General features: G+C 58.1%; 15 protein-coding genes. 4 read left to right on the top strand and 11 right to left on the bottom strand.

The features are described from left to right. The first annotated feature begins 123 nt into the window (after positions 1 to 123). Positions 124 to 1,122, top strand: a complete 999-nt coding sequence (fbp, locus tag DBY73_RS15960; RefSeq protein WP_112012049.1) for a class 1 fructose-bisphosphatase — start codon at positions 124 to 126, stop codon at positions 1,120 to 1,122. A 44-nt stretch (positions 1,123 to 1,166) separates the two neighbouring features. Here the strand turns inward: fbp and DBY73_RS15955 are convergent, their stop codons facing one another. The 5 genes from DBY73_RS15955 to ytfQ form a co-directional block, all read right to left on the bottom strand. After that, entirely contained in the window at positions 1,167 to 2,735 is a 1,569-nt protein-coding gene (locus tag DBY73_RS15955; protein WP_112012048.1) for a methyl-accepting chemotaxis protein, read from the bottom strand. 68 nt (positions 2,736 to 2,803) lie between these two features. Next, positions 2,804 to 3,784: a galactofuranose ABC transporter, permease protein YjfF gene (yjfF, locus tag DBY73_RS15950; RefSeq protein ID WP_112012047.1), complete on the bottom strand. Its 981-nt coding sequence runs from the start codon at positions 3,782 to 3,784 to the stop codon at positions 2,804 to 2,806. Next, positions 3,771 to 4,796: a galactofuranose ABC transporter, ATP-binding protein YtfT gene (gene ytfT, locus DBY73_RS15945; protein WP_181573249.1), complete on the bottom strand. Its 1,026-nt coding sequence runs from the start codon at positions 4,794 to 4,796 to the stop codon at positions 3,771 to 3,773. Before ytfT ends, yjfF begins: the two co-directional genes overlap by 14 nt. Positions 4,797 to 4,806: 10 nt before the next feature. Further along, positions 4,807 to 6,309: a galactofuranose ABC transporter, ATP-binding protein YtfR gene (gene ytfR, locus DBY73_RS15940; RefSeq protein WP_112012046.1), complete on the bottom strand. Its 1,503-nt coding sequence runs from the start codon at positions 6,307 to 6,309 to the stop codon at positions 4,807 to 4,809. Between the two features lie 131 nt (positions 6,310 to 6,440). Next, positions 6,441 to 7,397, bottom strand: coding sequence for a galactofuranose ABC transporter substrate-binding protein YtfQ (ytfQ, locus tag DBY73_RS15935; protein ID WP_112012045.1), 957 nt, complete (start codon positions 7,395 to 7,397; stop codon positions 6,441 to 6,443). Between the two features lie 309 nt (positions 7,398 to 7,706). Between ytfQ and ppa the strand changes: the two genes are divergently transcribed. Next, the gene (gene ppa, locus DBY73_RS15930) at positions 7,707 to 8,237 is read left to right on the top strand and encodes an inorganic diphosphatase (RefSeq protein ID WP_112012044.1); all 531 of its coding nucleotides are present in this window, start codon (positions 7,707 to 7,709) and stop codon (positions 8,235 to 8,237) included. 129 nt (positions 8,238 to 8,366) lie between these two features. Here the strand turns inward: ppa and DBY73_RS15925 are convergent, their stop codons facing one another. From DBY73_RS15925 to tamA, 3 genes are read right to left on the bottom strand one after another with little or no spacing between them, the layout of a single operon-like run. Continuing rightward, the gene (locus tag DBY73_RS15925) at positions 8,367 to 8,711 is read right to left on the bottom strand and encodes a gamma-glutamylcyclotransferase (protein ID WP_112012043.1); all 345 of its coding nucleotides are present in this window, start codon (positions 8,709 to 8,711) and stop codon (positions 8,367 to 8,369) included. A gap of 2 nt (positions 8,712 to 8,713) precedes the next feature. Next, on the bottom strand, positions 8,714 to 12,490 hold the full coding sequence (tamB, locus tag DBY73_RS15920) for an autotransporter assembly complex protein TamB (RefSeq protein ID WP_112012042.1): 3,777 nt from the start codon (positions 12,488 to 12,490) through the stop codon (positions 8,714 to 8,716). Beyond that, entirely contained in the window at positions 12,487 to 14,220 is a 1,734-nt protein-coding gene (gene tamA / locus DBY73_RS15915; protein WP_112012041.1) for an autotransporter assembly complex protein TamA, read from the bottom strand. The genes tamB and tamA overlap by 4 nt, the downstream gene beginning before the upstream one ends. Positions 14,221 to 14,444: 224 nt before the next feature. Here tamA and msrA point away from each other — a divergent pair, with 224 nt between their 5' ends. Continuing rightward, on the top strand, positions 14,445 to 15,086 hold the full coding sequence (msrA, locus tag DBY73_RS15910; RefSeq protein ID WP_112012040.1) for a peptide-methionine (S)-S-oxide reductase MsrA: 642 nt from the start codon (positions 14,445 to 14,447) through the stop codon (positions 15,084 to 15,086). A 24-nt stretch (positions 15,087 to 15,110) separates the two neighbouring features. Here the strand turns inward: msrA and DBY73_RS15905 are convergent, their stop codons facing one another. Then, on the bottom strand, positions 15,111 to 16,205 hold the full coding sequence (locus DBY73_RS15905; protein WP_181573248.1) for an EAL domain-containing protein: 1,095 nt from the start codon (positions 16,203 to 16,205) through the stop codon (positions 15,111 to 15,113). Positions 16,206 to 17,055: 850 nt separating this feature from the next. Here DBY73_RS15905 and DBY73_RS15900 point away from each other — a divergent pair. Further along, on the top strand, positions 17,056 to 17,940 hold the full coding sequence (locus tag DBY73_RS15900; protein WP_112012038.1) for a MarR family transcriptional regulator: 885 nt from the start codon (positions 17,056 to 17,058) through the stop codon (positions 17,938 to 17,940). A gap of 32 nt (positions 17,941 to 17,972) precedes the next feature. On the opposite strand, the gene DBY73_RS15895 is transcribed toward DBY73_RS15900, so the two are convergent. Beyond that, entirely contained in the window at positions 17,973 to 19,148 is a 1,176-nt protein-coding gene (locus DBY73_RS15895; RefSeq protein WP_112012037.1) for an HlyD family type I secretion periplasmic adaptor subunit, read from the bottom strand. Further along, on the bottom strand, positions 19,145 to 21,319 hold the full coding sequence (locus DBY73_RS15890) for a type I secretion system permease/ATPase (RefSeq protein WP_112012036.1): 2,175 nt from the start codon (positions 21,317 to 21,319) through the stop codon (positions 19,145 to 19,147). The genes DBY73_RS15895 and DBY73_RS15890 overlap by 4 nt, the downstream gene beginning before the upstream one ends. Positions 21,320 to 21,495: the final 176 nt, after the last annotated feature.

Genomic DNA, 21,495 nt, shown 5'->3' with positions numbered 1-21,495 from the left:
CCGTATTTTGCTGGCGCGATTCACCTCTGCGCTACTATTTGAATATTTGTTAAGATTGTTGGGCTTCAGTCGTTTTAGTGAACATACGATCGCTCTACTCACATAAGATGCAGGGAAAGTGTTATGAAAACGTTAGGTGAATTTATTGTCGAAAAGCAGCACGAGTTCTCTCATGCTACCGGTGAGCTCACTGCTTTGCTGTCGGCAATAAAGCTGGGCGCTAAGATCATCCACCGCGATATCAACAAGGCCGGGCTGGTCGATATCCTGGGTGCCAGCGGTGCCGAAAACGTGCAGGGCGAGGTTCAGCAGAAACTCGACCTGTTCGCCAATGAAAAACTCAAAGCTGCACTGCGCGCGCGCGACATCGTGGCGGGCATCGCCTCTGAAGAAGAAGACGAAATCGTCGTATTCGAAGGGTGTGAGCACGCAAAATATGTCGTGCTGATGGACCCACTGGATGGTTCTTCCAACATCGACGTTAACGTCTCCGTCGGGACCATTTTCTCTATCTACCGCCGCGTGACCCCGGTCGGCACGCCGGTCACGGAAGAAGATTTCCTCCAGCCGGGCAGCAAGCAGGTTGCCGCAGGCTACGTGGTATACGGTTCGTCCACCATGCTGGTGTACACCACCGGCTGCGGCGTTCACGCCTTTACCTACGACCCGTCGCTGGGCGTGTTCTGCCTCAGCCAGGAACGCATGCGCTTCCCGCAGAAAGGCAATACCTACTCCATTAACGAAGGCAACTACATCCGCTTCCCGAACGGCGTGAAGAAGTACATCAAGTTCTGCCAGGAAGAAGATAAGGCCACCCAGCGTCCGTACACCTCCCGCTACATTGGCTCGCTGGTCGCGGATTTCCACCGCAACCTGCTGAAGGGCGGTATCTACCTCTATCCAAGCACCGCCAGCCACCCGGAAGGCAAGCTGCGCCTGCTGTACGAATGCAACCCGATGGCATTCCTCGCCGAGCAGGCGGGCGGCAAGGCGAGCGACGGCAAGCAGCGCATTCTGGACATCGTGCCGGAAAGCCTGCACCAGCGCCGCTCGTTCTTCGTCGGCAATGACCACATGGTCGAAGACGTTGAGCGCATGATCCGCGAATACCCTGACGCGTAACGCAGTTCCTCAGGGGAGCCGCCCGGCTCCCCTTTTCTTTTCCATCAGGCGGTTTGCGCCGTCAGCTTAAACGAAGCCATGGCCTCCATCAGCTCGCGCGACTGCGCTTCCAGCGAGCGCGTTGCCGCGGAGGATTGCTGAACCAGCGCCGCGTTTTGCTGGGCGGTTTCGTCCATCTGATTCACCGCGATGTTCACCTGCTCAATGCCGCGGCTCTGCTCCTGGGAAGCGGTGGCAATTTCGCGCATCAGTTTGGTCATGCGCAGCACTTCGGTGGCAATTTCATCCATCGTCTCACCCGCCTGCTGGGCCAGCTCGCTGCCCTCGGTGACGTGGGTTTGCGAATCGCTAATCAGCGCGCGGATCTCTTTTGCGGCATCGGCGCTGCGGCTGGCAAGGTTTCGCACTTCGCCCGCGACGACGGCGAAGCCGCGCCCCTGCTCGCCCGCGCGCGCCGCTTCGACGGAGGCGTTCAGCGCCAGAATGTTGGTCTGGAAGGCGATTCCGTCAATCACGCTCAGGATGTCGGCGATGCGCGCCGAACTGCCGGAGATATCGCGCATCTTCTCAATCACGTAGCAGACCATCTCGCTGCCGTGGTCGGCGGTATCGGAGACCGACTTCGCCAGCTTGTGCGCCTGCTCGGCGTTGTCCGCGTTGAGCTTCACCGTGGCGGTGATCTCCTCCATGCTGGCCGCCGTCTGCTCAAGCGAGGTGGCGGTAGACTCCGTGCGCTGGGCCAGATGCACATTCCCCGCCGTGAGTTCGCGGCTGCCGGTATCAATCTGCGAGCTGGCGTCGCGAACGCGCAGAACCGACCCCATCAGCGACTGACGCATCTCCTCTATCGCCGCGTTCAGGCGGTTAAACTCCTGGCTTGCCGGGGCGTTGAGCGTCTGGGTCAAATCCCCCGCGGCCACATGTTCGAGCTGCGTAATAGAGGCCGACAGCGGCCTGAGCAGCATATGGCGCAGCGCCAGCCAGGCCAGCACGATGATGCCCGCCGTGAGCAGCGCCGCCACCACGATGAGGATCAGCACCCGGGTTTTACTCGACTGCACGGCGCTTACTTCCGCCCTGCCGCGCGCCTCGCTCCAGGCCTGAAACGCCTGCATGTCGTTGTCAAACTGCCTGGCCACCGGGATCAGCATATTCTCCAGCAGGTCGTAGTAACCGTCCGCGCTCTGCTCGTTAAGGGCCTTCAGCATCGGGTTAATCCCCTGCTGGCTATAGGCCGCGAGGCTCGCCGCCACCTTATCGAGCAGCGCTTGCCCCTGCTCGTCCGCCACGCCGCCGTCGATCACGCGCTTAAGCGTTTTCTGCGCCTGGCCAACCTCCTGATTGATGTTCTTCACCGATCGGGTGGCATCGTCCAGCAGGCCGATCTCCATCATGCGAACGGCCTGTCCGGCCTCGTTGCGGGCGCGCAGGAGAAGCGTGTAGCCTGAATTCAGCTGCACCATTTGCTCACCCTGGAGGTGGTTGATGCGCTGGAGCGAAGCGGAACTCTGGGTGAGGGCATAAATGCCGATGCCGCTGACGATCAGCAGCAGAAGGGTCATAACGGCCAGTAACGAAAGCAAGCCGGTACGAATCGATAGCGTTTTAAGCATGATGTTATTTCCGGTAGCGAGATATTTCTGGGCATAAAGAAAGAGTATCGGCCGCTACCGGAGAATATTTATACGCGCGTGACGGGCGAGCTCTGCCGATTCTCCCAAAGCACGGTCAGGCCGCGCTGCAGCGCGATGAAAATAAACAGCAGGATACCGATGGCGATTTTTGTCCACCACGAGCTGAGCGTCCCGTCGAAGTTGATGTAGGTCTGGATCAGCCCCTGGATCGCCACGCCGAACAGCGTGCCAAGCACCGTGCCCACCCCGCCGCTGAGCAGCGTGCCGCCAATCACCACGGAGGCGATCGCATCCAGCTCCACGCCGACGCCCGCCAGCGCGTAGCCCGCCTGGGTATAAATGGAGAAGACAATCCCCGCCAGCGTCGCCAGGCCGGTCGAGAGCATGTAGATGCGGATCGTCGTGCTGCGGGTCGAGATCCCCATCAGGTTCGCCGACGTCGCGCTGCCGCCGATGGCGTACACCTGGTTGCCAAAGCGGGTGCGGTGGGCGAGGAAAATGCCGATCACCACCACCCCGAGCATCAGCAGGCCCATCGCACTGAGGCGCCCGCCGCCGGGAATTTTCCACGCCAGGCTGGAGAGCGTGTCGTAGACCGGGTGGTTAATGGGGATCGACTCCTCCGACACCAGATAGCTCACGCCGCGCAGGAAGAACATCCCCGCGAGGGTAATGATAAACGCCGGGATTTTGAGCGCGTCGATCAGCAGCCCCATAAAGGCGCCAAAGGCGCAGCCCATCACCAGCACCAGCGGGAAGGCCAGCAGCGGCGAAATGCCCCAGAAGCCAATCGCCTTGGCGAGGAACACGCCGGTAAACGCGATAACCGAGCCAACCGAGAGATCGATTCCGCCGGAGAGGATCACGAAGGTCATGCCGACGGCGATGATGCCGAGAAAGGCGTTGTCCGTCAGAATGTTGCAGATCACGCGCGTAGAGGCGAAGCCGGGGAAGTGGGTTAAACAGTACAGATAGCCCAGCACAAACACGCCCAGCGTGATGGTTAACGGTAAATTACGTTTTATCATGAGCGCGTATCCCCTTGATGATGCTGACAAAGCGCGGCGATTGCACGATCAGCACGCAGAGCACGACCACCGCTTTTACCACCTGATTAAGCTCCGGCTGGAAGCCGGAGAGCAAGATCCCGGTGTTCATGCCCTGGATAATCAGCGCGCCCACCACCGACAGCAGCAGGTTAAAGCGTCCGCCCATCAGCGAGCCGCCGCCGATCACCACCGCCAGAATAGCGTCCAGCTCAAGCCACAGCCCGGCGTTGTTGGCGTCCGCGCCGCGAATGTCGGCCGCCACAATCACCCCCGCGATGGCGGCGCAGACGCCGCTCAGCACGTAGGTGAGCATGACCATCAGCCGCGTGTTGACCCCGGCGTTTTTCGCCGCCCGAATGTTGATCCCCACCGCTTCGATAAACATGCCCAGCGCCGTTTTGCGGGTGAACAGCCAGAAGACCACCAGCGTGGCCAGGGCAATGATTACCGGCGTAGGGAAGAAGAACAGCCTGCCGCTGCCGATCCACGCCAGGCTCGGCGAGTTGAAGGTGACGATCTGCCCGGAGGTGATCAGCTGCGCGACGCCGCGCCCGGCGACCATTAATATCAGGGTGGCGACGAACGGCTGGATCTTAAGCACCGCCACCAGAATGCCGTTCCATAATCCGGCCAGCACGCCCGTTCCAAGCGCCGCCAGCAGCACCATCGGCAGGCTATGCCCGGCGACGGTCATCGAGGCGGCGGTCGCACCGGCAATCGCCATGATCGCCCCCACGGAGAGGTCGATCCCACCGGTGGCAATCACCAGCGTCATGCCGATCGCCAGCAGCGCGACGGGAGCCGCGCGGTTTAAGATATCGATCGGGCTGCCGAACAGACGCCCGTCCTGAACCACAATCTGGAAAAAGTGCGGCGCAACGAGGCTATCGACAAGCAGCACCAGCAGCAGCGCCGCGAGCTGCGGCGTGCCGGTTGGCCAGCGGAAGCGACGCTTTGCCTCGCCGGTTTGCGAAAGGGATCGGGGCATCACCATTAACTCCTTATGCCGCGATGGCATTCATGATCGCCGGAACCGACAGCTTATCCAGCGGGATCTCTGCCACCTGTTTGCGATCGCGCATGATGATGACGCGATCGGCATAACCCACCAGCTCCTCCAGCTCGGACGAGATCACCAGCAGCGCCAGCCCGTCCGCGCAGAGCGTTTCGATCAGGCGGATAATCTCCGCGTGCGCCCCCACGTCGATGCCGCGCGTCGGCTCGTCGAGGATCAGGAACTGCGGTTTGGTGAGCAGCCAGCGGGAAAGCAGCACCTTCTGCTGATTCCCGCCGGAGAGAAACTCAATCGGCTGCTCCGCGCTCGGCGTGCGAATGCCGAGCTGGCGGATAAAGCGCTCGGCGATGGCGTTTTGCTCGCGTCTGGGGATCGGGCGCAGCCAGCCGCGCTGGGCCTGCAGCGCCAGAATGATATTTTCCCGCACCGAGGCGGCGGCGATAATGCCGTCCGTTTTGCGATCCTCCGGGCAGAAGCCGACGCCCAGGCACGACGCCTGATGCGGCGATCGCAGGGTTTGCGGTTTGCCTTTGATCAGCGCGCTGCCGCTGTCGGCAGGCTTGATCCCGAAGATCACCTCGGCGGTTTCGGTCCGGCCCGATCCCAGCAGGCCCGCCAGGCCGACGATTTCGCCGGGGCGGACCGCCAGATCGAACGGCGCGATCGTTCCTTTTTTGCCGTAGCCGCTGAACGCGGCGACCGGCTTATCGCTCAGCAGCGTGCGGCCCGCGCGCTGGAGCGCGTTGGTTTCCAGCTCGCGGCCGAGCATCATTTTGACCAGCTCGATCTGCGGCAGCTCGCGGGTTTCGCGGCAGCCGACGAAGCAGCCGTTGCGCAGCACCGTAATGCGATCGCTCACCGCGTAGACCTGATCGAGGAAATGGGTGACGAAGATCAGGCTAACGCCCCGATCGCGCAGCCGGCGCATCAGGGTAAAGAGCATTTCCACTTCCTGGGTATCGAGGCTGGCGGTGGGTTCATCGAGGATCAGCACCTTCGCCGAGAGATCGATGGCGCGACAGATAGCGACAATCTGCTGCATCGCCACCGAAAAGCGGTTCAGCGGCTCGCGCACGTCGAGCGAGAAGCCGTAAGATTCCATCAGCGCCGTGGCGCGCGCTTCCATCTCCTTACGCCGCAGCAGGCCGAAGCGCCTTGGCTCGCGTCCGATAAACAGGTTATCCGCCACCGACATATTGGGCAGCAGGTTTACCTCCTGGTACACCGTCCCGATGCCCAGCTGCTGCGCGTGGGCGGTATTTTTTGGCGAAATGGCGTTACCTTCCAGCCAGATGGTGCCGCGATCGGCGTGGTAGACGCCGGTCAGCGCTTTAATTAGCGTCGATTTCCCCGCGCCGTTTTCCCCGAGGAGCGCCATGATCTCGCCGCGCCGCAGGCTGAAATCGACGTTATCCAGCGCCTTTACGCCGGGGAAGAATTTGCTTAAGCCCTCTGTGCGGAGGATTTCCTGGTGTTGTTCAGTGGTCATATTTTCCCCCTCACCCTGACCCTCTCCCCGGAGGGGAGAGGGAACTGTTCGTGCCAGCCTTTAATTTTCTGCCCAACTCGCCTTTCTCCCTCTCCCCTCCGGGGAGAGGGCTGGGGTGAGGGGCGCGGGTTTTAATAGCCCATATTTTTCTTCTTCTCTAACTCTTCTTTCGCCGTGTCAGGCAGGTAGAGCGTGGATTTGGTGACGGTCACTTTTTCCGGCATCGTGCCGTCTTTTTTGAATTTCTCGAGCGCGTCGAAGGCCGGACCGGCCATGTTTGGCGTCAGCTCGACGCTGGCGTTAGCCTCGCCGTCAATCATTGCCTTGTAGATATCAGGCACGCCGTCAATGGAGCCGGTGAGGATATCTTTACCCGGCTTCAGGCCCGCTTCCTTGATGGCCTGAATGGCACCAATCACCATGTCATCGTTGTGGGCGTAAACCATGCAGATGTTCTTGCCGTTGTTTTCCGCCTTGATAAAGCTTTCCATCACCTCTTTACCCTTGCTGCGGGTAAAGTCGCCGGACTGGGAGCGGATAATCTTGATGTTTGGCGCTTTGGCAATCGCCTCCGCAAAGCCTTTTTTACGGTCAATCGCCACGCTCGCGCCGACCGTGCCCTGCAGTTCAACCACGTTGCACGGCTTGCCGTCGACCTGCTTCACCAGCCAGTCGCCGATCAGCTGCCCTTCCAGCACGTTGTTGGCGGTGACGGTGGTCATATAGAGAGATTTGTCTTTTACGTCGATGGAACGATCGAGCAGGAAGACCGGAATTTCAGCGTCTTTCGCTTCCTTCAGCACCGGCTCCCAGCCCGTTGCAACCACGGGCGCAATGAAAATGGCATCCACGCCCTGGGCGATGAATGAACGTACCGCTTTGATTTGGTTCTCTTGTTTTTGCTGACCATCAGCGATTTTCAGCGTAATACCGCGCTTTTCGGCCTCGCTTTTCGCAACGCTGGTCTCTGCCGCGCGCCAGCCGGATTCCGATCCAACCTGCGAAAAACCTACGGTCAGAGGGGCGGCGATCGCCATAGACGACATGGCTGCCGAAACTGCTGTAACAAGAAGTAAGCGCTTCCACATATGAACGTCCTCGTAGGGTGAATTATTGTTGGTTAAAAGGTGTTCTGCGAAATGACTATAGCCGATGATATATGTAACGAATTGCGTTACATCACACTTCGGAAAAGTGAATAAAACGTTAATCACAAGTTTGTAATCGCTTTCATTTCCGCATGAAAAATGTGGCTGCGTTTATGGATTTTCCTGTCATGGAATCGGTCTGAAAAGTGGGCCAGACGAGGAGAGAAGGTGAAAACAGGCGAAGACTTTCAGCGCCAGTTGGCTATAATACCTGCCACTTATTTACCATCCATTTTTAAGGACACCGACATGAGCTTACTCAACGTCCCTGCGGGTAAAGAACTGCCAGAAGACATCTACGTTGTTATCGAAATCCCGGCAAACGCAGATCCTATCAAATACGAAGTGGACAAAGAGAGCGGCGCCCTGTTCGTAGACCGTTTCATGTCTACCGCGATGTTCTATCCGTGCAACTACGGCTACATCAACCACACCCTGTCTCTGGACGGTGACCCGGTTGACGTGCTGGTCCCAACGCCATACCCGCTGGAGCCAGGCTCCGTTATTCGCTGCCGCCCGGTTGGCGTGCTGAAAATGACCGACGAATCCGGTGAAGATGCGAAGCTGGTTGCCGTTCCGCACACCAAGCTGAGCAAAGAATACGATCACATCAAAGATGTGAACGACCTGCCAGAGCTGCTGAAAGCGCAGATCACTCACTTCTTCGAGCACTATAAAGACCTCGAAAAAGGCAAGTGGGTTAAAGTCGACGGCTGGGACAACGCGGAAGCAGCGAAAGCTGAGATCGTGGCGTCTTTCGAGCGCGCGGCGAAGAAGTAATTCTCACTGCTGTTATTAAGCCCCGCGAGTCGGGGCTTTTTTGTGTCTGGAGAGTATTGCCCGGCGCGCTGCGCTTACCCGACAAGAGGCGCAAAAAACAACGCCACCTTTCGGTGGCGTTGTCGTTTATCAGTACTGGTCTCTGTCCAACCAGTTACCGCTTTCTATCAGCTTCAGTCCCTCGACGGGACGCTGATAGACATACATCCAGGCACTCCCATAAGGAGTCTGGATCAACTGACGTGCGTACTCACCGCCCCTGGTGCGCAAGGCATCAAGTTCGGCAAGCGTGGCATTATCAATACGATAAACCTCACCCTGTACCGTTCCGTTTCCGGGAACCGCGCCTGGATAGTGGCCCAGACTGTACAACTGGTAGTTTTCGATATTGTAATTTCCCAGCAGCAGGGCGTTAGTCATCCAGTGACTGTTGCCCTGCCTGGTGCGTAAACTGCCGTAAACAAATATTCGCATTGCTAAAACTCAAACTGATAGAGCAGATCAAGTGCCTGATCTACGCCAGACACTGCTTCCAGATATAGCTTAGGCATCAGGCGATAGCGTAGCGTGAGTGTGGCCAGCGAGTCAAAGATCCCCACGCCGTATTTCACCTGCAGACCCGGCAGTACATAGCCGCTGACCACCACCTGCGACGAGTCACCTACGCCCTGGGTGTCCAGCGCCAGATTGCTTACGCCAAACGTCTCGCCGATTTTACCCACAACCTGACCACTTTGTGCAACCCCCAGGCCAACTAACATTGAGGTCATCGCCGCGCTGTCGCTTTGCCCGCTCTCCAGGCCCTGCCCGCGAAGCAGATAAGAGAGCGCTTCCTGCTGCGACATCGCCGGGTCGGAGAAGATCTCCGCTTTCGGTTCATCCGCCGAGCCGGTCACGCGCACCCCGGCAATCACGTCGTTCTCCGTGGCGTCTGGGTTACGGATCGCCTCGATGTTCAGCAGCGGCTGATCCGGTGGTCCGGAGAACAGCAGCTCGCCTTTACGCACAATCAAATCCTGCCCATAGGCGTGGAAGCGCCCCTGAGGAATATTGATTTGCCCGTTCAGACCAAGCCCCTGTTTATCCTGCGCAACCTTCAGGTCGCCGGTGAGTCTCGCCTTCAGCCCAAACGCATCCAACCGCACGTTGTTCCCCACGTGTACGATAAGATTACTATTGATCGGTATGCCCGCGCTCTTCTCTTCGACAGGTTTCAGATTTTCATTGAGCATAACTTCATCACTGGAGACGCCGACCGCGCTTTCCGGCACGTCGTGAACCACGATTCGCGCCCACGGCACGTCCACGCTGCCGTCCAGCGTGAAGAGGCTCGGCGTCGCTTCAAAGACCACGTCAGGCGATACGTCGAGGCGTACCATCGGCGGCACCGTAATGCGCACCCGGCTCCCCTTCGCCGCGATGCGGGCGCGCCAGTTTTCCAGCTGGCTCCAGTCGGCGTCGCCGCTGAGGTTAATTTCGCCCTGCTGCGTGCGCACCACCCCGGCAAGCGTCGAGCTTCTGCCGTTGAAGTTCATGGCGATCTGGCTCGGCTGCATATCGAACGGCATAAAGTTGCCGTCGATGTCGACGCCGTTAAGCCCCATCTGCCCGAACAGCTGCGGGTTCTGCGCATCCCCCGCCAGGCGCAGGTTAGCGTTCAGCATGCCCGCCGCTTTTTCGCCGCGCGAGAAGATCGGGTTTACCATCGCCAGGTTGAAGTTGCGAATGTTGACGTTGCCGCCCAGATTGCGCCGCCCCTGAGGATCGGTAATCTGCACTTTCCCGTCGAACTGGCCGTTGTTGGTCAGGCGGATCGTCCAGCCGAGCTCGGCGCGGTTGTTGTGCAGATCCGCATTCAGGTTGAGCGTGTCGAACGCCACCGGCAGCGAGGCGTCGTTGACCACCTGCGTCACCTTCACGTTACGCCCGGAGAGCGTCACGCTGCCCTGCGGCAGCCCCTCTTTGGTGGTGTCCCACGCCACGTCTGCCTTGCCGCTGAAGACGCCGCTCGCCTGAGTGGTGTCCGGCATAAACGGTTTCAGCATCGCCAGATCGAAGCGGTTGAGGGTGATCTGCGCGCGCCCTTCCGCACCGGCATCAATAGTCTGCGGCACGCACAGCTCGGCGTTCGGGTTGGTCCAGCAGTGCGGCCCTATGCTGATTTTCTGCTCGGCGTTGCGGTAGTCCAGCGCGATGGACCGCGACAGCGCCAGCGGCCCGACCGGCGTGCTGAAGCGAGTATTATCCAGCGTGCCCTTCCAGCGCTCTTCCTTGCGGTCAAAGCTCCCGGTCAGATGCAGCTGCCCGGAGACCGGCTCGCCCTGCACCCGCAGCTGGAGGTCGTGCTGCTTCTCGTTGCCTTTGGCGTCCAGCGTCACAAGGCCAATATTGACGTCCGGCTGGGAGATACGCTCCACGCGCAGGTTCAGGTTGCCGCCGATCTGGTCGGTGGATTTCACGTCACCTTCCACGCGAACGCGCGCGACGGAGAGCGCCTGCCAGCGCAGGTTATTGGCGGTGATATCGGCCAGCAGCTGCGGCGCATCCACCGTGCCGCGCACCTTGACCAGCCCTTTTGCCGTGCCGCCGAGGCCCGGCAGAGCGTTGTCCAGATTCGGCGCGTCGATGGTGGCGTCCAGATCAAGATCCTTCACCCCCAGCTCGCCTTTAATATCCGCGGTGTTACGCCCCAGCGCCACGTGCAGGCCGGGAATGACCCACTGCAGATAGCTGTTTCCCTTCAGGGAGCCATCGACGTTAACCTTATTCTGCTTCACGTTGCCGGAGAGCTTGATCTCCGGCACGTCCATCTGCCAGGTGCCGCCGTAGAGGCTGCCGCGGGTTTTGATCAGCCCGTCGAGTTTTGACGGCCACTCCGGGACCTCTTTCGCCGTGTTGATGCCCGTCAGCTTCAGCTCGCCGCGCCAGCTGATCGCCTGCTGCCAGTCCAGCAGCGCGGTCAGCTCGGTTTTGCCTTCCAGCGCCGCCACGGTCAGCTTGTCGAGATTGACCTGCTGCTCGTTGCCTTTTGCATCCAGGGTGATGTTTGCAGGCGGCACGCCCTGCCCCTTCACCGCGGTGCGGAAGGAGAGCGTGTAATCGGTCATCTTGCCGCTCAGCTTCAGCTTCAGGTCGTCGGCCTGGAACTGTTTTTCACCGGTAAACGGCCAGTACAGCTGCTTGCTGACAACCTCAAGGTTGATCGGCAGCCCGGCTTCCGCCAGCTGCGCTTGCGCGCGCAGGACCATATCCACCGGGCCGGAGAGATTCACGCCGACATCCAGCTTCTCGCGCAGCGCGCCGCCGACCTTCAGCTTCACCTTCTCGCCCTTCAGCGGGTCGACGTTGAGCGCGCTGTTGAGCGTGATATCCACCGGCCAGCTGTCGCGCAGGAGGGCATGCCCTGACGCGTTAACCGATCCCTGATTGGTGTCGATATCCAGCGCGTCCAGCTTCATATTGCCGTCGATGCTGCTGACTTTGAGGAGCAGGTTGTACACCGTGAGATCGGTATCGCCCGTCAGGCGCAGCTGCTCGCCCTTAAACTCTTCAATATTGAGGTTAAGCGGCAGATGGACGTCGGTCATTTCCGGCAGCACCGGTTTGGAGAAGAGGTCCTTCAGGGTTTCGCCCAGCGGCTTCTCTTCCGGCTGCGGATTCTGGATCTTCGGCTCGACGATCTCCTCCTGCGCCACGTCCGCCACTTTCGGCAGGGCAATCAGCAGCCCCTGCAGCGAGGTAGGCGTCAGGGTGAGGTTTTTCTCCTGCCAGCGCAGGCCGGAGGTGAAATCCATCACCGACACCGTGGTGTCGTCGATCTTGATATTGACGTTATCCAGCGCGACCCGATAAAGCGCAATCGGGTACGGCGTGGAGAGGTTCAGCGGGCCGCTGTCCTCCTCTTCAACCGGCGCAGACTTCGGCATTTTCTTCGAATCTATCGCCACGTTAACATCTTTTAGCGACAGATCGTTAACGCAGAGCTTGCTGTCCCGCAGGCAGCCGAGCTTCACCGCCAGATGAAACTCGCCGGCGTTAACCGCCACGCCAGGCTGCTCATAGCGCAGGTTCTTCACGCGCAGATCGCGCCAGCCGCCCGTCACCTGGCCAATTTCCAGCCCCGGCACCCAGCGGTTCGCGGCGTTAAACAGCAGATGCAGGCCGGTGGTGGTGCCCACCAGGAACGCCACCGTACCGAGCAGCAGCACGATAAAAATCAGCACCCCGAGGCTTATCTTCTTCCATAAACTCATAATTCAGGCCCCAGACCGATGTAAAACTGTAAACCGTGTTCTTCTTTGTCGCCGACCGGAACGGCGAAGTCGAGCTTGATCGGCCCGACCGGGGACTGCCAGCGCACGCCCACGCCCGCGCCGGTTTTGAAATCGCTCTGGCGGATATCGCTCACTGCCTCGCCGCCGTCGACGAACATGGCGCCCCACCATTTGCCGCTGACGTTGTACTGGTACTCCAGCGAGCCGGTCGCCAGCTTGGACGCACCGATTAGCTTGCCGTCGTCGTCTTTAGGCGCGATGGATTTGTATTTGTACCCGCGAATGCTGCGGTCGCCCCCGGCGAAGAAGCGCAGGTCCGGCGGGACTTTGTCGAAATCGCCGGTCTCGATCCAGCCGAGGTTGCCGCGCACCACGAAGCGGTGCTTGTCATACAGCGTGCGGATCCAGACGTTTTGCGCCTGAATCACCGAGAAATCCACATCGGAACCCCACATGGTATTGGAGTAATCAATGGAGTAGCGCTGGGAATCGCCCCAGGTCGGCATCAGGCCGCCGCGCGAGCGGGTCCGGCTGATCATCACGCCCGGGTAAAGCAGCATGGTGGTGTTGGTGACGTTGGCCTGGGTAAAGTGGTCGAGGCTCCAGCGCAGGTTAATGGCGCGCTGCCAGCCGCTGGACAAGTCCCAGTAGCGGGAGACCGCAAGCGTGGTGGAGTCCGCCTCGGTATCGTTGAGATCGGTACGCTTGAAGCCGCCCTGCACCAGGTAATATTGCTCGAGCGGGTTTTTCAGCAGCGGCATTTTGTAGCTGAAATCGAGCTGCTGCTCGGGCGCCGAGATGCTGGCGCTGGTCGTCAGACTGTGGCCGTAAGAGTTCATCCACGGCTTTTTCCACGTCGCCTTAACGCGCGGCCCCACGTCGGTGGAGTAGCCCACGCCGGTTTCAATCGTGTTCTCGGTGCGCGGCGATACCACGCCGTGCAGCGGCAACACCTTGGTCTTGCGGGATTTTTCAAACTCCGGCGCAACGACGACAGAGTTAAACCAGCCGGTCGCCGACAGGCGGCGGTTGAGTTCGGCCAGGTCTTTCGACTGGTAATAATCGCCTTGCTTAAACGGCACCAGGTTTTGCAAATACTCTTCGCGGATTTGCGAGCCTTCGAACGTCACCTCGCCGAAGCGGTAGCGCTCGCCGCTGTCGTAATCGATATCCCAGAACGCCTGATGGCGGTCCAGCGCAACGCCCAGCTGGCTTTTATCAAACTGGCTATCGAAATAGCCCTTGCGCAGCGAGACGCTGGTCAGTGACTTTTTAAAGTGGTCGTAATCGCCGTGGTTAAGCACGGTGCCCACCTTCGGGCGCGTGCTTAACAGGTCGAGAAAATCGCGATCGGTACGCGCGCCGCCGCGCAGGATGACGTTGGTGCCGCCTATTTTGACCGGCTCGCCCGGCGAGACGCGGGCAATCAGCACCTGCCGCCCTTTGGCCGGCGGCGGACGCAGATCGAAGTCAATCGTCGGCTCATAATAGCCCAGCGCTTTTAGCCCCTCGCGGATGGCATCATCAACGCGCGCGCGAAAGCGGCGGTCCGGGGTGACTTCGTCACTCTCAATGGTAGACAGCTGCGCGCGTACGTTTTTTTCCAGCGCCCCGGACAACCCCTCAACCTGCAAACGAACATTCGCCGCACTGGCGACTCCGCTTGTCAGCAAAAGACTGACTAAACATAACTGGCGGATTTTTGGCACGTTTTCTCCTGAATATCCTTGTGTCCACCCCTGGAAGCAAATGAAGTGCCGCTCCGCGGCCTTGACGGCTAATTAGCCCAAAACCCCATTCAAGGGTTGAAAAAGGGTATAACACCCAAATATTTCTTATGATTAAATCTAGACTCATTCAGCGCGTTTATTGTGTTCAATTAAACGCGCCGTGACAACCTTAACCGAAACATCGCTCCCCGGGAGGCCCCACCGTGAGTTTATTCAACAAACAGCATCTTGTTTCTCAGGCCGATGCATTACCGGGACGAAACACCCCTATGCCCGTAGCGACTTTACACGCTGTAAACGGTCATTCAATGACAAATGTTCCTGATGGAATGGAAATCGCATTGTTCGCTATGGGCTGCTTCTGGGGCGTTGAACGCCTGTTCTGGCAATTGCCCGGCGTCTACAGCACCGCGGCGGGCTATACCGGCGGATACACGCCGAACCCAACCTACCGTGAAGTGTGCTCCGGCGATACCGGCCATGCGGAAGCCGTGCGCGTGGTCTATGACCCGAACGTGATTCGCTACGAGCAGCTGCTGCAGGTCTTTTGGGAAAATCATGACCCGGCCCAGGGGATGCGCCAGGGCAACGACAGCGGCACGCAGTATCGCTCCGCAATCTACCCGCTCACGCCCGAGCAGGACAGCGCCGCCCGCGCCAGCCTGGAACGCTTCCAGCAAGCCATGCATGACGCAGGCGACTCGCGCCAGGTGACGACGGAGATCGCCACCGCAAAACCGTTTTACTATGCAGAAGATGATCATCAGCAGTATCTGCATAAAAACCCGTACGGCTATTGCGGCATCGGCGGGATTGGCGTCTGCCTGCCGCCGCAGCTGGCGTAAAACGGCAGGGTCAGGGATGACCCGCTAGCTCACCGCATCAGGCGTAATCGCGTTTAACCGGTATAGCGTATCGTCCAGCCCCGCTTCCTTTACCGGCGGCGAGAAAAGGAAGCCCTGAAAGCGGGGGACCCCCATTTCAGCCAGCGCGGCGAATTTTTCCTGACTATCTACGCCTTCGGCCACGCAGTCGCACCCCGTCATCTGGCTGAAATAGATAAGCGCTTTTATCAGGCTAGAGTCGGTTTCGCTCGCGGCGAAGGTGTCGATCAGATCTTTATCCAGCTTCAGGCCGTCGAAATGTATTTGTCTTACCGGGAACATCACGTGATCCCGTGAGAAGCAATCATCAAGATACAGCTTGCAGCCGGTTTCTTTCACCCTTGCCATGGTATTAACAATATCTTTGTCCTGCGTGATATCGATATTTTCCGCAAATTCAAAAACCAGCCTGTCGGCCCACGCGGGATTATGCAACAGCTCGAGCGCCTTTTTGGCCATCCCCGGCAGCGCATTGCCTGAAGCAAGCACCGCCGGAATATTAACGGCAAAGTAATATGCCCCTTTATATTTATTGACCGCGCGCACCGCGGCGTTGATGACAATAGCCGTCAGCTTCAGCCAAATATAGCGGCTGCGTAAATTGTGCAGAAAATCGCACGGCATCAGCAGCGTATTGTCACGCTGCCAGCGCAGCAAAATTTCAAATCCTACGGCGCGTATCTGGCGATCGACAATCGCCTGATAAACGGGAAAGATTTCATTTTTTTCAATCGCTTTCGCGACGTTCTCATCCGTAAAAATCAGCTCGTGATTGACGGACGTCTGCACCGCGAGCGGTGCGTTCTGCTTGCCCGGCGCGCCGTTGACGCAGTGCATGGCGGGCTGCAGCTTCTGCAGCGCCTTTTGCCTGTGAATATAGATTGTTTTGATCGAGATGCCGTCGCGCAGGGATTGCTGCTTAACGGTTAGCCCGCGGAAGAAATAGATTGCCGCATCAAGCTCTCTCTCGGTTAGCCCCTCAAAAATATATCCTTGATGCAATTCTTCCTGAATGGCCACCGGCTCAAGCAGAACGAAATCATCAGAGGAAATACTCTCTTTCCTGTTTTTACAGGGCATGACGTGAATCTGCTTTAATTTTTTCTTATCAATTACGAGAGAGGCAAACATTCTGTATAACCAGCTTGCTGACCCCTGACCGAAAGCAATAACCTCTACATTTGCTTCGCTATTATTGATAATATCAACGGTCTTTTTTAATGCTTCCAGAACATTTCCCACACCGCTGTGAAAGAAAACAAAGAGTCTGGATGCGGAAGCCGTCTGCGATAATATACACTCATCGTTACTGGCCTCTTCTACATCGTAAGACACTCTTTTGATCGCGATATTCTCTTGTTTTAGTAATCCGGCCAGACCTGCAAAAGCAAAATTGCAGCCAGAAATAACGGATACCGTATTATGCGTTGAAATCCTGTCCATAACTATTTCCTGTCATGCATGCGTACTAAAGCAATAATGTTGAATGTCATCAAACAATATAAATAATACCCATAAAGGGGTATTTCATAGATTTTTTTATAATCGGGATGTCGCGCGCTTACTCCATCCGGCTAACAAAATGGTAGCAAAACAACTACCATTGCACCATATCTCACTAAACAAAAAGCGCTAATACACAACATTTATTCTCTTCTTTATAATAAAAAGAAATATAAAACCACATAATCCGCAGGGCAAAGCCTGTACAAATTTGCGCTTATTTCCCTCTGTGGTTAACGCAATTTTATCTGGCTGTTAAGAGATGCAGGTTAAGACGAGCACAAAGGTGTAACAAAATGCGCAAATGCGGCATAAAGCTTATGTTTCGGTAAAGTCGAGCGTAAGTTTCATTTATTCCGTGTATAATATAATCTAGATTTATAAGTAGAGAAAATACACAAAACACTTCTTTTTAATAAGGCCATTTATGGATATACATGTTTCCATTGATGCACTCCTGCATCGTAGAAACTTTATAAAAAAGAACCTCCGCTTCCATGAAGCGATAAAAGAACACTATGACATCAACGATGCCATCTATAAGAAACAGCCTCTTTTTTATAAAGTCATGCTCCAGGAATCGCGTTTTAATATTGTCCTTTCAATGTGCTGTTTCGTGTTTGGTAACCAGGCGTCATCCGTGTCAGAGATCAAGACGCTGTGCTCACGCTACGGTATTGCCAGCCCTAACAGCGTTATCGCCATCATCACATTATTGAAAACGACGCACCGTATAAAAACCTGGCGCAGCGAAGACGACCGACGAAAAGTGTTAATCGAGCCCACGCAAAAGGGTCTCGATGAACTCAAGCGCTACATGGCCGGCGCGTTTTTACCCGTTAAGCATCTTTTCCCGGACAATAATATTAACGTTGACCTTCTCGATAATGACACCCTGCGGAATAATTTCTTCCGCCGCGCGGCGGAATATCTTTTCCGCGGCGTAACGTTCAAGAAGATATTCCCGGAGGTCGGGTTATTCATCGAAAAGGACGGCGGAAGAATGATTATGCTGTATCTCTATCTCCAGGCGAGACGGCATCTCAATGCGCGCGGGGCCATTATTGAGTATTCAGCAAGCGTGCTGGCAAAAGAATTTTTTGTTTCGCGCATTCACGTTCATCGCATCATTAAATCCGCAGAAGAGGCTGGCTACCTTAAAGATCGCGGTGACGGTACGCTTGACGTTCGCCAGTGCTTTATCGAGCTGGTTGAAAATTACGCGGCGCTCTATTTTGCCTACGTCACCCACTACCTCAATATTCATCCGGTAGAAAGACGACAGCCTCAGCAGGCCGTGCTTCAAAAATAACAATAGCGATCGGGAGACCGATCGCCACTGGCTTATCTTTCGCGCAGCGCTTCTTTCGCTTTGTTAAGCGGTTTCAGCAAATAGTCGAGAATCGTTTTATTACCGGTTTTGATATCCACCGTGGCAATCATCCCCGGGAAAATAGGGAACGTTTTGCCCTGCTTGTTGGTCAGGTGGTTGTCGCTGGTGCGGATATACACGCGGTAATAATAAATATCGCGCTTGACCTCGTCCTGAATCGTATCCGGCGAGATCAGGGTCACTTCGCCGTCCAGCCCGCCGTAGATGGAGTAGTCATAGGCGGTAATTTTCACCAGCGCCCGCTGGCCCGGATGGATAAAGGCGACGTCGCGCGGCGAGATTTTCGCTTCAATGACCATCTGATCGTCCAGCGGCACCAGGGTCATCAGCTTGCCGTTTGGCGGAATGACGCCGCCAACGGTGGTCACGTCGATATCCTTAACGATGCCGCGGACCGGCGCGTTGAAGGTCAGGCGGGTCAGCGAATCTTCGCGCCCCTTCATCACCGAACGCTGCGCCTCAATTTCCGCGTTGGCTTTCGCCAGCTCTTCCCGGGCGCGGACGTAGTACTGGTTTTGCATCTCGGTCATTTTGTTCTCCAGCTCGTTTTTTTGACGCTGAAGACGCAGCACCTCGACGCTGCTGGCGGCTCCCTGCTTCACCAGCGGCTGGGTCAGAGAGAGCTCGCGCTGAACCAGCGCCGCCCCCTGACGAAGCCCGGCCATCCCTTTTTCGAGGCTGTCGCGGCGAGAGTTATACAGCGCCGTTTCCTGTTTCACTAGCTCTACGTCGTCGTCCAGCTCGGCGGGAAATACCAGCGGCGTGTCGTTCACTTCGGCACTCAGCCGTGCCGCCGTGGCCATCGCCGCGTTGAGGCGCGATTCGCTCTCCAGCACGCTGGACTCCGTCTTGGTGCGATCCAGCTGGGCCAGCTGCTGCCCGCGCTCGACGATATCCCCTTCGTGGACCAGCAGCTTGTGGATGATGCCGCCCTCAAGAGACTGGATCACCTGCTCGTGCGAGGAGGGCACCACCTTGCCGCTGCCGGTGGTCACTTCGTCCAGGTGGAACAGGCTCGCCCAGGCGATAAAGACCGCCAGCAGGGCAAACAGGCTCCACGCCACCAGCGTCGAACGCGGCAGCTTAGGCTCCTGAAGGCGGCTGTTGTAGCGGGTTAAGTCGCTCATGCCGTGGCCTCCTGTTTTGGCTTCATGGTCACCGTGCGCTGCGGCGCGGCCTTCATCGGCGCCATGCCGTGGTCGCGAAGAATGACGTCGCGCGGGCCGTCCATCACGATTTTGCCGTTATCCAGCACGATGATGCGGTCCACCAGCTCAAGGATCGGCAGGCGATGGGTTGCCACCACCAGCGTGCGGTTTTTGCCGAGCCAGCCCTTCATCTGCTGGATAAACTGCTTCTCGCTCACCTCGTCGAGCCACGCCGTCGGCTCATCCAGCAGCAGGATGTTAGGCGAGGTCATCAGCGCGCGCGCCAGCAGCAGCGCCTGACGCTGCCCGCCGGACAGCCCGGCGCCGCCTTCGCTGATCGTATAGTTGAGGCCCATCTTCTGCTTGCGCACAAAGTCCAGCGCACCGCTCACCGTCAGCGCCTGGTGGATCTCCTCATCGGTCGCCAGCGGGTTGCCCATCACGATATTGTCGCGCACCGAGCCAAAGAAGAGCCGCGCCTGCTGGCTCAGGAGCTGCATATCGCGGCGCAGATCGGCCGGGTCAAGATGGTTCAGGGCGATATCGTCGAGCAGGATCGATCCCTGCTGCGGCTCCTGCATGCCGGCCAACAGCTGCAGCAGGGTGCTTTTGCCGGAGCCGTTACGCCCCAGCACCGCGATGCGCTCCCCGGCTTTGATATTCAGGCGGGCAATATTGAGCACGTTCAGCTTCTCTTCGTCATCGTAGTAAAACCCGACGTCCTCCAGCGCGTAGCGGCCGTACAGGTGCGATTTATGCACCTTTTTGCCGTGCTGCGGGTCGTCAATCGGGCGCTGCATCAGATCGTCCAGCCCCTTGCGCGCCACCTTCGCCGACTGCCAGCGCGACAGCACGCCGGAGATTTGCGCCAGCGGCGCGATGGTGCGCGAGGCCAGAATCGAGGTTCCCACCAGCGCGCCGGTGGTCATGTCGCCGCTGATGACCAGATAGCAGCCGACCAGCAGCACCACCGCGTAGACGATGGACTGCACTTCCTGGGTCCAGGTCAGCAGCATGCCGGTCAGCCAGCGCTGCTTCATCCCCACGCTTGCCGCCACGTCGTTGGTGTTGTTCCACTGGTTCTGAAAACGCTGCTCCGCGCGCATCAGCTTGATGTCCTCGATGCCCTGCACCGCTTCCACCAGCGTGGCGTTGCGGATGGCGGACTCGCGCATCCCTTCGCTGGAGAGCCGTCCGAGCGGGCGCTGCACCAGCAGGCCGGGGATCAGCAGCAGCGGCACCGCCAGCAGCACTACCAGCACCAGCGGGCCGCCGATCATCCACAGGATAAAGACGAACAGCAGGAAGAACGGCACGTCGGAAATCGCCGCGATGGTGGTGGAGGTGATCAGCTCGCGCACCGACTCCAGCTCGCGGATCTGGGCGATAAACGACCCGGTCGACTTCGAGCGCGCGCCGTTTTTAATGCGTAACGCGTGGGCAAACACGCGCTCGGAGATGCGCAGGTCGGCGCGCTTGCCGATGACGTCGGAGATGTGTACCCGCAGCATGCGCATGATGAACTCAAACAGGATCGCCACCATTACGCCGCCGAACAGCACCCACAGCGTCGCCTCGGACTGCGAGGGCACCACGCGGTCATATACCTGCATGGAGAAAATCATTCCGGAAAGCGCCAGCACGTTGGCGACCAGCGCCACCAGCATGATGTCGCTATAGCGCCGCCAGTCCTTGAGCGCCAGCTGCCAGAACCAGTTTTTCTCGTAAGGTTTGATGTAATCGTCCACGCGCGCGTCCGGCGTGGACTCCAGCGGACGGAGCACCAGCAGCGCCTTCAGGCGCGTGCCCAGCTCTTCGCGCGTAAGCACCGTTTCAAGCCCGCCGTCGCCGCTGAACTGCAGGCTGACGTTGCCGTCGTTATCCATGCGGTTGATCACCGCGATTTGTCCGCCGGTAAATTCGGCCACCAGCGGCAGCCGCCACGGGTCGAGAAGCGTGGAGTCCGCCGGAGCCAGCCGCATGCCCAGCCCAAGCTGGCGCGCCATATCCTCCAGCACCTGCAGGCGCGGGGAGTGGCTTTCGTGATTGATCGTCACCCGGACGTGCTCCGTGGAGAAGTCCAGACGATAGTGCCGTGCGACGATGATCATGGCCTGAAGCCACGGCTCATAGAGCGGATGAGTTTTCATAATGCTACGTCCTGTCCAGCGCGTTATTCACGCGCTGAAATGATATCCTTTTCGAATGGTTAGAAACTGAACAGTTCCTTAACGCAACCGAAAATTTACCATATTGTTTATAGGGTTACTGTAAGTGTTGTAAAGAACGGCAAAGTGCCGCGGAGGTTGCCCTCCGCGGCCTGTGG

It is taken from the genome of Enterobacter sp. RIT418 (assembly GCF_003057745.1).
Lineage (GTDB): Bacteria > Pseudomonadota > Gammaproteobacteria > Enterobacterales > Enterobacteriaceae > Enterobacter.
This window is presented reverse-complemented; position numbering and strand designations above follow the sequence as displayed.